General features: G+C 41.7%; 5 protein-coding genes and 1 pseudogene. 3 read left to right on the plus strand and 3 right to left on the minus strand.

Annotated elements, in window-relative coordinates:
• Positions 1-127 (minus strand): annotated as a pseudogene (locus tag MOB01S_RS12445) (IS1595 family transposase); the annotation flags it as partial.
• Between the two features lie 200 nt (positions 128-327).
• On the opposite strand from MOB01S_RS12445, the gene MOB01S_RS11130 reads away from it, so the two are divergent.
• The gene (locus MOB01S_RS11130) at positions 328-1,254 is read left to right on the plus strand and encodes a hypothetical protein (protein ID WP_066805375.1); all 927 of its coding nucleotides are present in this window, start codon (positions 328-330) and stop codon (positions 1,252-1,254) included.
• Between the two features lie 14 nt (positions 1,255-1,268).
• Positions 1,269-1,793, plus strand: coding sequence for an endonuclease V (locus MOB01S_RS11135; protein WP_066805385.1), 525 nt, complete (start codon positions 1,269-1,271; stop codon positions 1,791-1,793).
• Between the two features lie 213 nt (positions 1,794-2,006).
• On the opposite strand, the gene MOB01S_RS11140 is transcribed toward MOB01S_RS11135, so the two are convergent.
• Both MOB01S_RS11140 and MOB01S_RS11145 read right to left on the minus strand, forming a co-directional pair.
• Entirely contained in the window at positions 2,007-2,237 is a 231-nt protein-coding gene (locus MOB01S_RS11140; protein ID WP_066805392.1) for a hypothetical protein, read from the minus strand.
• A 188-nt stretch (positions 2,238-2,425) separates the two neighbouring features.
• Positions 2,426-4,432 (minus strand): ShlB/FhaC/HecB family hemolysin secretion/activation protein, encoded by a 2,007-nt coding sequence (locus MOB01S_RS11145; protein ID WP_066805394.1) that lies wholly within the window; start codon positions 4,430-4,432, stop codon positions 2,426-2,428.
• A gap of 143 nt (positions 4,433-4,575) precedes the next feature.
• Between MOB01S_RS11145 and MOB01S_RS11150 the strand changes: the two genes are divergently transcribed.
• Positions 4,576-11,624: two-partner secretion domain-containing protein (locus tag MOB01S_RS11150; RefSeq protein WP_066805397.1), on the plus strand; the 7,049-nt coding region annotated here is incomplete at its 3' end.

Consider the following 11,624-nt stretch of genomic DNA (forward strand, 5'->3'; position numbering starts at 1 on the left):
GTTTGGTTTGCAACCAGAAGTTTTCAATGCCGCCCACGTGGTTGTGGTCTTTGGCAAATTCTTTTGAATGATTAATGCTAAAATGTTTAAAATCACTCACATCAAGAGCATTGTAGCTACGATAGCTATACCCGAATGTCAAAGATGCAGATATTACCATAGCTACTGTCAAAGGTGGTTCAAATAGCAATACTGGAACAGAATTCTCAGCTTGTACTAGTTGCACAAGCATCCTACCTAAAGAAGTGAATATTCCTACTGGCAGAATACAACCTTTGCCAAAAGGTAGTAAACAAGATGGTAACACATACAAGAGAGAAGAGTAGTATGAATATTTTTCGTTTAAAGTCTAACTTATTAAAAAATCAAGATAATCGTTGGTTTTTACAAAACCAACCTTATACAGGTATTATCTTTTTTGATAAAGATGATTTTCAGCTTGATATTTTTGAAGTAAAAAATGGTTATATAACTAAACCTTATATATCCCCATGTCAAAAAACCTTAACTGGGCTTTTAGCATCGCCAATTTCTATAGATAGTTCTAGCTTTAGCAATGAAGAAGAAGATATTTATGGATGTGGAATGATACCACAACTATATCAAAATCAACCATACCAAGGTATGTCTTATACTTTTATAGATGGAAAATGCACTTATGAAAGCTATACAGACAAGGAAGGAATTACAGAGAGTAAAATTTATTGGTCTTATGATAGAAATAATAAAATTCTAGATGATTTATGGCAATTTGAATTACCAAATTATTGTTGTTACTATTATCGGTCAGATGATGTTAAATTTTCATACTGCCATTCTTATAATTATGATTATTATGAAGAAATAAATATTTCGTATTGCCCTGATAAAGGTTTGGTAAAATCTTTGTCTTTAAAAGGTAATATATTAAAAACAAAATCATATTTAAATTGCCCTATAAATATTATAGAGGTATATAATTTATTAGAAAATTATAATAATTTTGTCTTTAGTCACGGACGTGGTCATTTAGTTCTGGAAATAGATAATAATTATATTCAGGAGCTTTTTGATATATGGTTAAAAAATAATTCTTTTAATCATGTTCAATCATTATACATTAAAGGAATTGAAGGATTAATAGATTTATCAATTTTTAGTAACAAAAAATACTTTTATAATCTATCAGAAATTACCATTGATTCAGAAATAAATAAATTATTAATTAATGAATTAAAAAGTAAGAATCCAGATATAAATATCATAATTATTTAATTGGAGACAATAGTGTGATTTATTTAATTTTAGATGTTTATTATAAAGATATTGAAAATCAAACGATTGCAAATGTTGCAGGCATTCGTTTTACTGGTATTGAAAACAATAATATTTTAAATGAATACAAAATCATTGTTAATCATGTTGAACCTTATCAATCAGGTCAGTTCTATAAAAGAGAAATGCCATGCTTATTGAGTTTAATAAATCAAATTAAGGAACCTTTTGATGTTATTATTATTGATGGCTACGTTTACTTAGATGGATTAGAAAAGCCAGGTCTTGGTAAATATTTATATGACCAATTAATCATCAAAAAGCCAATTATTGGCATTGCCAAGACAAATTTTTATGGCACCCCATCAGAATATAGAATATATCGTGGTACTAGCAAACACCCTTTGTATGTTACTTGCATTAATATTGGCATAGACACTGCTAAAACTTTGGTTCAAAAACTACAAGGTCAATATAGAATTCCTGATATCGTTAAAAAAACCGATATACTAAGCAGGGAAACTGATACAGAACAATAGCTCGGCAGGTTGGGTTATACTATTGCTTTCAGCATGATGGTGTAAATCTTTGCATTTATTGGGCTTTCGCAAGCTTAAGTCCAGCCTATGAGCTATCAAATTATGTACTGGTACAGTCTATAGTTGTGCTGAGGTACAATAACCCACCCAACCAATCCCAACCCTACCAACCACCATCTTTTCGATGGTGGTTTTTATTCTTGATAAAGCGGTTTAGGGATACATGTCTCTTAGCTTGGGATTCTCATTGACATATGCCTGCACTCTAAAGCACAAATCTTTATAAACTTGCCAGTAATAATCAACACTCTGTCTTTCGTACATACCCCGATCCCAAATGTCATCCATCCATGGGATAAAGGTGGTGCGTGCCATCAGTTTTAGTGGATGCCCCATGCCTTGTTTTAGCTGTTCGCATATTTCTATATCAAACACATAGCTCATGGCTCGATACTTGTACTCGCTACTTTTACAAATAGCTCTTAACGCCAATACAAATAAAGCTTGTATTCTAGCACCTGTAGCACCAACCTATTCCATTCTTATTTGACCACCCCATAAAAAAACCACCAGCCAAGCTAATTTGCCTAACTGATGGTTTTCTGATTGATTGGTTTGATGTCAACTTGCTTTTAAAACCCCACCCCCAAACTCACGCCACTTACCCAGCCTTTACCACTAAACCTGTCAGGCTCACTGATTGCCTTTGAAGTGAAAATGTCGTAGTTAAAGCTTAGATAAGGCTTATTTGTGTTTGGCGTGTATTGTCCTTTGATGCCGATGGCACCACCGATGAGATGTTGCCCAAGCAGTAGTTTGTTTTGGCTTTTATCATGGTTACTAACATAACCTGCATCCAATCCTAGATAGATGGCATGGCTAGATTGACTGTTTTGTGTGTTGTTTTGGTTGGTTGAGATGCTTTGTTTGGTTGTTTGTCGTTGATTTAGAAAGCTTGGATAAAAACTTAGGTCTTGTTTTAATAAGATGCCATTGTCAGCAGATAACGTACGCTCTCCATCAAAACCTCTGACGGTGTATCTGCCGCCAATCGCCATCTTTAGATCTGGTGTTAGACTGTCTGTGGCATATTGAGCTTTAAGTGTTGTACTATGGACAATGGGCAGTGGTTGATGATTAATGGTTGGATTGTGCCTACTGGTTAAATGGGCATTAAGCTGATAGATGCCAACACGGGCTGAGCCTTCATCAAACAGCTCTTCTGGTGAGGGCAATGCATTAAAGGCGGCAGTGCCGTGTTTATAAGAAATGTCCACACTTAAGTCATGATTGCTTTGCTTGCCCAAATGTGTTTCATGGATGATGCCGATTTGGTAGCCTGCTGTTTTACGGGTTTGCACATCGATGGTGGTGCCATCAATGTCACTTTCTTGGGATTTGACATAGCCGCTAGCATACACATGGCTTTTACTGCGAGCATCTCTATGCACCAGATGAGATAATTTGGCGGTATATTGATTGGACTTGCCACCATAGACATAATCTTGGTTGCTACCCGCCACAGTTTGATGGTAGGTGTAGTGATTGGCGTTTAGTTGTAGTAAGCTGTTTTTAATGGGAATAACATAACCCATACTGTAATTCTTAGAGCCTTTGCTCATATTGCTAGGATAATCTTTATCATCATTAAGCTGATTGCCCAAATCTCGTCCAAAGCTTAAATAAAGTAAATCATTATAATTTGCCAGATTATCCATGCTAAATGTCGCCATCCCTTGATATTTACCTGTGGATTTGGCACCTGAATCATCAAGGCTAAGACTGCCACGAATAGGGCGGTGTTGAGTGTAATCAATGATAATATCGCTAAAGCCAAGGGTGTTACCAGCAGGTTTATTGTTTTTATCATTACCAATCGCTTGTAACTCATCAGATGGTGCAATCTTAAAATTAGCATCAGCACTTGGCACACGTTTAAAATTCTCAAGCGTGGTTTCTAAATCACGGATATTAAGCAGTTTGCCTGTTTGCGTGGTCAATGCACCATCTAAAATAGCAGGATAAACATGGGTCTTACTTGTTGATGGTGTCTTTGTTTTAAAGTCAAGAATGGATGTTGGTTTGACATATACAGGCACTTTACTATTGGTTGTATTGACAAGCACTTGACCAATTTTACCAGGGATTACAGTCAGTCTAAGCTTTCCATCCGCCAGATTCTGATCGGTCACCATAATGCGACTGGTAACATAGCCTTTGTCAATCAAGCGGTTTTGTACTCGGCTGGCAGTAGCATGGATGTCGTTAACTGTCATACACTTGCCTAAAATACTGCTACGACCTATAGTTTCAGGAGTGAGAGCAAAACTAAGCTTGTCTGCCAAGCCAATATCATCTTGTGACAGTACCCAATAGCCAATCTTATGAATATCAAAGCAAATGGCGTTATCAGCTGCTGGTTGTTCTTGGGTTTTGATGGCTGTATCAACACCATGAGCACCAATGCCATTGGTAATAGTATCTGCTACTACTCTTGGGTTTGGCACTAATTGTTCAAGCAATGCCTGATTGCGAGCATCTTGAGTTTGGATTAGAGTTTGATTGGCAGTATTGGCAGAGACGGTGTTATGAAGCAAACTTGCAATGATTGTGGTGGCAAGGGTTGTTGGTCTAATCATAGGTGCATTCCAGCAGCGTATTCAAGAATATTACATATTGTAACTATATAAATACAATCTTACAAGCTTATCTAAATTACCATTGCTGCATTTATATATATTTGTTACAATAATATTGTTATTGATTTTAACGGGAAATGTTTATGAACCGCATATATAAAACGGTCTTTAATAAGTCAACGCAGACTTGGGTGGCGGTTTGTGAATATGCTCGTGGTGCTGGTTGTGGCGGTGCAAGTAGCACCAGCAAATCTGTGGCACGAGACGTATGTGGTTCTATTACTTTCTTGTCCTTTGCAGTACTTATGGCTTTGCAGTTGGCTCATGCAGGCACCCCCACCACCATCATCGCTGACCCATCTGCCCCTAAAAGTCTACAACCCATCATTCTCCCCACCGCCAGCGGTATCACCTCTGTCAATATCGCCACACCCAATGATAAAGGTTTATCCAATAACCATTACAGCCAGTTTGATGTGGGTAGCACAGGCGCTGTGTTAAATAATAACCGTAAAGCGACAAATACACAAATTGCAGGCCATGTGGCAGCCAACCCCTTTATGGCTCGTGGCGAAGCTTCTACCATTTTAAACCAAATCAATTCCAATAATCCAAGTTATTTAAATGGCTTTGTTGAAGTGGCAGGCAAAAAAGCAGATGTCATCATTGCCAATCCTAATGGTCTTATTGTCAATGGTGCTGGCTTTATCAATGCAGGCAATGTCCATTTAGCAGCAGCAAATGCCCAAGTAAAACAAGGGCAATTATCAGCTTATCAAGTCGGCAATGGTGATACTGGCAACATTCAAGTGAATGGCAAATTAAACCTACAAAACACAGACTACGCTGCGCTCATCGCTAAAACTGCCCAAATCAATGAGGAGATTTATGCAGGTAATCAGCTGGATGTTGTCCTAGGTGAAAACCAAGTCAATCTTCAAAACGGTGATTTTACCAAGCTTAATGCCACCAATAAACAAACCCATGTATCATCTGCTAGCCAAACCACCAATAAAGAACAACAAGGCGTTGCTCTAGACATCGCCGCCTTAGGCGGAATGTACGCAGGTAAAATCCACCTGATTGGCACAGACAAAGGCTTTGGGGTTAATAACCAAGGGGTAATCACTGCAACTGGCAGTGGACAACAGCTTGGTACAGGTACACTCACCTTAGATAGTAAAGGTAATCTTGTCAATACAGGCACCATGTCCACCAAAGACAAACTTGCCATCAATACACATGGTAACACCATTCAAAACAACGGCACGCTGTTAAGCGAACAAGCTGATATTGCCATCAGCACAAAAGAGCTTGTCAACATAGGTACCATCCACAGCACTCAGATTACCAACATGAATGCTGACAAAAGCATTGATAACCAAGGCGGTATTTATGGTGGCGTACTACAAATTAGCGCTGATAAGCTGACCAATACTGGCAATTTTATTCAAACAGGCACAGGTAAGCTTAATATCAGTACCGACCACCTAAACAATACTAATAAAGCCATCATTGGTCAAAGTCTGTATGGACAAACCACCATCCCCACACCTTCTGCACCAAGCAGTTTCCAAAGTGCTGGTACTATTGGCATTGGCAATCAGCCAATAAACAATACAGCGACAACTCATTCAAATAACAGCACAAACACACCCCATTCATCAAGCAACACATCATCTACCGACGGCTTTATGAATGTTGCCAAGTCCTTAAATAACACAGGCGACAAAGCACTCATCACTGGGGCAGGTAATATCAGCATCACTGCCAATAAAACCCATAACACCAAGCAAGCATCGATTGATGCCACAAGCCTAAACACCAACACTCTTGTCAATACCGATAGTAAAATCGCCCTAGATGATATTCATTGGCAATTAAGTCGCTTTGATAACAGTAAAGGTAGTATCACTGCCAAAGATGGTATGGTGATTGATAGTGGTTCTAATATTATTAATACAGGTGGCAGCTTAACAAGCGGTGGCGATATGACACTTATCGCCAAAGACAGGATTATCAATCAAGACGGCACCATTACTGCGGTCAAACAAGCAGATATTACTGCCCAAGAGTTGCAAAACGCTGGCACCATCACTGCTGACACCCTTAACATCGCACAAGAAACTGACTACATCCACACCAACCAAGATAAGCTCATCGCAAACCATCTGACATTAACCACCGATGGTAAACTGATTAACCAAAGCCAGCTTATCGCCCATCAAAATTTAACACTTCACGCCAATCATATTGATAACACCCAAGCAGGTACCATCAGTAGCGGTCATCAGACGCAAATAAGCAGCCAAACCGACATCACCAACCAAGGCTTAATCAATGGCGAAAACACACGCATCAAAGCCACAAACACCATCAACAATCAAGCTTTTGGTCGTATCTATGGCACCCATCTTGCGATACAGGCTGACACGCTAAACAACACACCAAGCAAAATCACCAACCCACAAACCAACCAAGAAAACACGCAGCACACCGCCCCTGTCATTGCTGCCAAAGAGCGTTTGGATATTGGCGTAAACACCCTAAACAACAACCCCAATCCTGACAGAGCAGGTAAATTTAATGAAAACTTTGACAACCAAGCCTTAATCACAAGCCTTGGCAGTCTGCACATCGGTGGTAGCCTTGATGATAATCATCACGCCACAGGCAAAGCACAGACGGTTGTCAATAAAGGGGCAACCATAGAGTCTGGTAGGCAGATGCAAATTGCCACCAACACCTTACTAAATACCAATGCCGACTTTAAAAAGCATACGGTCAAAGTGGAAGCCGAATCCGTTTATGGACAAACACTTTACCGCGCTCACGAACAAGCTGCTGCCATCCCCACCGCCCAAAAAAGCACTGATGTTACTGATTTGGGCAACAAGCCAATGGCGGGTTTATTTGACTGCCCAGAGGGTAGCGACTGTATCATCAATTATGACAATGATTCTGCCATTTGGTCGCACTTTAAGATTGAACCACCCAAACAGCCTGTTCCAAACATCAAAGCCAAAGACCTGTTAGATGAACCTGATTTGCCAAAAGGCGAGACCACTCAAAGCTGTGCCTTGGCAGGTGCAAACAATCAAGCCTGTGCCCAATACAACAAAGATCTGGCGAATTATACCAAGGTCATGGGGCCTTTATTAAAATGGGAAGAGGATAATGCTGCCGCCATTGAAGCGTTAGAACTGGCCATCAGGGAGTATAATCGCCAATTTGCCACAAATAAAAGCGATGTTGATTTAGCCCTAAACATTTATACCACCGATGAAGCGTATTTAGGACCAACCAGCAAAAAAGGTGCACCAGATGGCGCTTTGTATGTCAAAGATGCCAATGGTAACTTTTATCGCCTCACTGAAGAGGTGGATGTCATTACTACTGACTTTGTCGTCTATGAAGATAAAACCCTAGCTTCTGACCCAGCCCGTATGGTGGCAGGAGGCGATCTTATCATACATGGCAACACTTTGATTAACGATAAAAGCCAGATGAATGCAGGTGCTGGCTTTGCTGTCAAGGGCGATACCATCATTCAAACACCTGACAATGGTTTGTATGGTGAAAAAACCAAAGTCACTGAAAATGGTCACTTTACCAGATATACTGTACGCTCATCAGCTGCTGGTCGTCGTCATAAACGTGTACCTAATGGCAGTGGTAGCTTTGTGCAATCCTTTGCCCCACTGGCAACTTATCAGCTCCCCACCCTAAACGCTACCATTAACACCACCCCAAGCAATATCAGCATTGACAAGACAATCGCAGGGGACAAGCCCTCGTCTGTCATCATAGATGTCAATGGTCATGACGACACCATTAGTCTCCCAAATTCAGCCCTATACATCATCAACGCTGACGACCCCAATCTACCACTGGTCCAAACAGACCCCGCGTTCACCAATTACAAACAGTGGCTGTCATCTGATTATATGCTAAAAGCACTACAATCAGACCCAAATCACATCCACAAACGCCTATCTGATGGTTATGGTGAGCAAGCCCGTATTAAAGATCAGTATTATCTACTGACAGGCAGACACATCAATACCGATTACCGCAGTCAAGAAGAAGCCTTTAAAGCCTTGATGGACAATGGCGTCACTCATGCCAAAGCGTTTGGCTACACCCTTGGCACAGCGTTAAGCCCTGAGCAGATGGCAAGTCTTACCACCGACATCGTTTGGCTGGTTAAACAGCCAATGACCTATACTACCAAAGACAAAGATGGCAATACCATCACCAAAACCCAAGATGTCTTAGTGCCCAAGCTATATCTGCGTTCTGCCAACATTGCTACAGGCACACTCACCAAAGACGGCAGATACAGCGGTATTACTGGCAAAAATATAGATTTACAGTTGGCTGGCCATCTTGACAACAATGGCAATCTGATTGCCAAAGATGCTGCAAGCATTAAAGCAAACAACGCCACGAACAAAGGCGTTATCCAAGGCGACTTCGTGGCAGTCACTACAAGTCATGACCTGACCAACCAAGGCACCATGTACGCAAACAGTGCCATGAGCCTAGATGCTGGTAACAACCTCACCAATCAAAGCCAAACCATCACCCAAACAAACACACAGGGCAAAAGCAGTTCAAGCAGAACCGACATCAGCCGCATTGCTACCATCAGTGTTGGTGCAGGCTTAAAAGATAAAACCGATGACAATGGCAAGCCGTTAACCACCCTAAACATTCAATCAGGCAACTACATTCTAAACCAAGGTGCCACATCAGACAACGCAGGCGGCAGCACCCAGATGACCGCCAAAAACGGCATTAACATCACCACCATCACCACAAGCAATCACATCAATGCTGTCGCTGATGAGAATAACTACTTTAAATACAATCAGACTACGGATGTGGGTTCAAACATCACAAGTCATGGCAACTTAACGATAGCCACAACAGGCAAAGAGGCTGACATCAACATCAAAGGCTCACGCCTAGATTCTGCCACAGGTACCACCGCCGTCATCGGCACAGGGGATGTGCGCATGAGTGAGGGTCGGCAAACTCAAAGCATACAAAGTGCCATCAGCTACCAAGAAGACAAATGGTATGGCAGTAAAGACATCAAACAAACCCATGAATACAGCACGGATACAGCGGTATTAAACGCCATTACTGGCAATAAAGTGCATCTTAGCTCGCAAAATGCCAATGTAAGCTTGTATGGCACCAATATTACAGCCAATGAGCAAGCATCCATCCATGCCGATCAGGGTCGCGCTACCATTGAGTCTGCCAAAGACAAAACCTACCACAACACCACCCGAACTACCCAAAACTTTTATAAAAACACAGGTGGTATTGATGGCTCTTACCAAGAAACGTTAAATCAAACAGGTATTTATGCTGGTAGTATTGACATTCAGGGTAAATCTGCCGACATTAATGCAGTTAAACTGCAAGTCTCAAATGGGCCTATGATTATCGGCAATGCCCATCTTGCCACCAATGAAGATGGCGCCCTTCAACTTGATGAGAATGGCAAACCTACAGTCCTCTCAGGAGATATGGCACACCTAAACTTTGGCACGGTGGACTTACGCAGTGAAACTTGGCAAGAAAGCTCTAAATCTTATCGCGGACTTGCCAAAGATGTAATGAAAGGTGTGGGTGTTGTCGCAGGTGCTTTAGGCTTTGACGGTGTGACACTTGCCAAATCTGATAGTAACCACAGTAAAACAGAGATTCAGGCGGTAAGCGAACTTCACGGTAGTCATATTCAAGCGGGTGCTCAAACTGTAACTGCGACAGGTACACGCTTTGATGCTGGTAAAGATGGCTTTGTGGCTGTCTTGGGCGATGATGTTTTATTTGCCACCGCCAAACACGTCCAAACCGCCAATGTCACTCAAGCTCGCCAAACCATCACAGGCGAAGGCATGAAGCTTGGTAGAGACCACTTGCAATTGGGTGCGGTGGTTTATACCGATGGCACAGATACCCAAAGCACCCAAAGCACCACTCATGATGGCGTAACCGTTCGTGGCAATAATGCGGTTGTGCTTGGCAATATGAATGACGGCAGTCTAACCACGCAAGCTACCAACTTTGATTTAGACCCTACATCAGGCACTTTACTCATTGGTGCCAAATCCACCTTGCTTGATGGTGCTATCAATCAAACCGCACACACTCAAAGCAATGAAACAAATACCACCAGAATCGGTGCAACAGTTCATCATGTTGCCGTAGATACTGCCATTGCTGCCGAAAATGTCAAAGAAGCCATTCAAGCTGCTAACCATGCTCGTAAAGAGCTAGAGCAAGCCAAAGAGATGGTAAAAGCTGGCAAACTCGACCCAAATGCCATTAAGGATTATGAACTAAACCTTGCAATGGCAACTGCCAATGTTGCCAATGCTCAAATTGCTTTGGGTAGTGCAGCAGCGACAGCAGCATCAACCGCACCAACACTCGGCTTTAGTGCCAAACTGGGTGCGACACACACCCAAAGCCAAAGCAGCCAAACGCAAACAAACCAAGACTTTGTCGCAACCCACATCACTGCTGCCAATACAACATTCATCGGTGATGACTTTGCCGCCAAAGGGTTGCAAGGCGCCATCGGTAAGCTAAATATTGATAACCTCAATAAGCTCACCTTAACACATGGCACTACCACAAACACCACTCAAAACCAAAGCAGTACGAGCACCATTGATGCTAGCATCAGCACAACAGGTAGTGTATCGGCAGGTGCAAGCAAGCAGCAAAGCCGCAGCCAAAGCACAAGCACGACAACCCATGACACAAAACTCAACTTAGGCGAGCTAAACGGTCATGCCAACACCACCACCTTAAATGGTGCCACCATTACCACGCAAGGCGGTCATTACAGTACAAACACACTCAATATCACCACCAGTCAAAATCGCCATAGCCAAAAAGAAAACAGCAAAGGTGGTAACATTGGTATTGGTGTAAACAATCTAAATCTAGGCTATAATCAGCAAAAAGGTAATAGCGATGTTACCACCAATAATGCCCCATCAGGCATTACCTATGTTAATGCCGATGCCAATCACGGCAGCAGCCACAGCCTAACTGCCAACACCACCACCCTAACAGGCGGTGTCATCACAGCAGTTAATCAAGACAAAGAGGGTAATGTAACCAATAGCAACTTAAACTTCACCACCCAAACCCTAACCACAAA

The sequence above is a fragment of the Moraxella oblonga NBRC 102422 genome (assembly GCF_001598275.1).
Taxonomy (GTDB): Bacteria; Pseudomonadota; Gammaproteobacteria; order Pseudomonadales; family Moraxellaceae; genus Moraxella; species Moraxella oblonga.

Coding starts and splice junctions, on each gene's coding strand:
- MOB01S_RS11130 (WP_066805375.1), top strand. CDS start 328: ATGAATATTTTTCGTTTAAAGTCTAACTTATTAAAAAATCAAGATAAT.
- MOB01S_RS11140 (WP_066805392.1), bottom strand. CDS start 2,237: ATGAGCTATGTGTTTGATATAGAAATATGCGAACAGCTAAAACAAGGC.
- MOB01S_RS11145 (WP_066805394.1), bottom strand. CDS start 4,432: ATGATTAGACCAACAACCCTTGCCACCACAATCATTGCAAGTTTGCTT.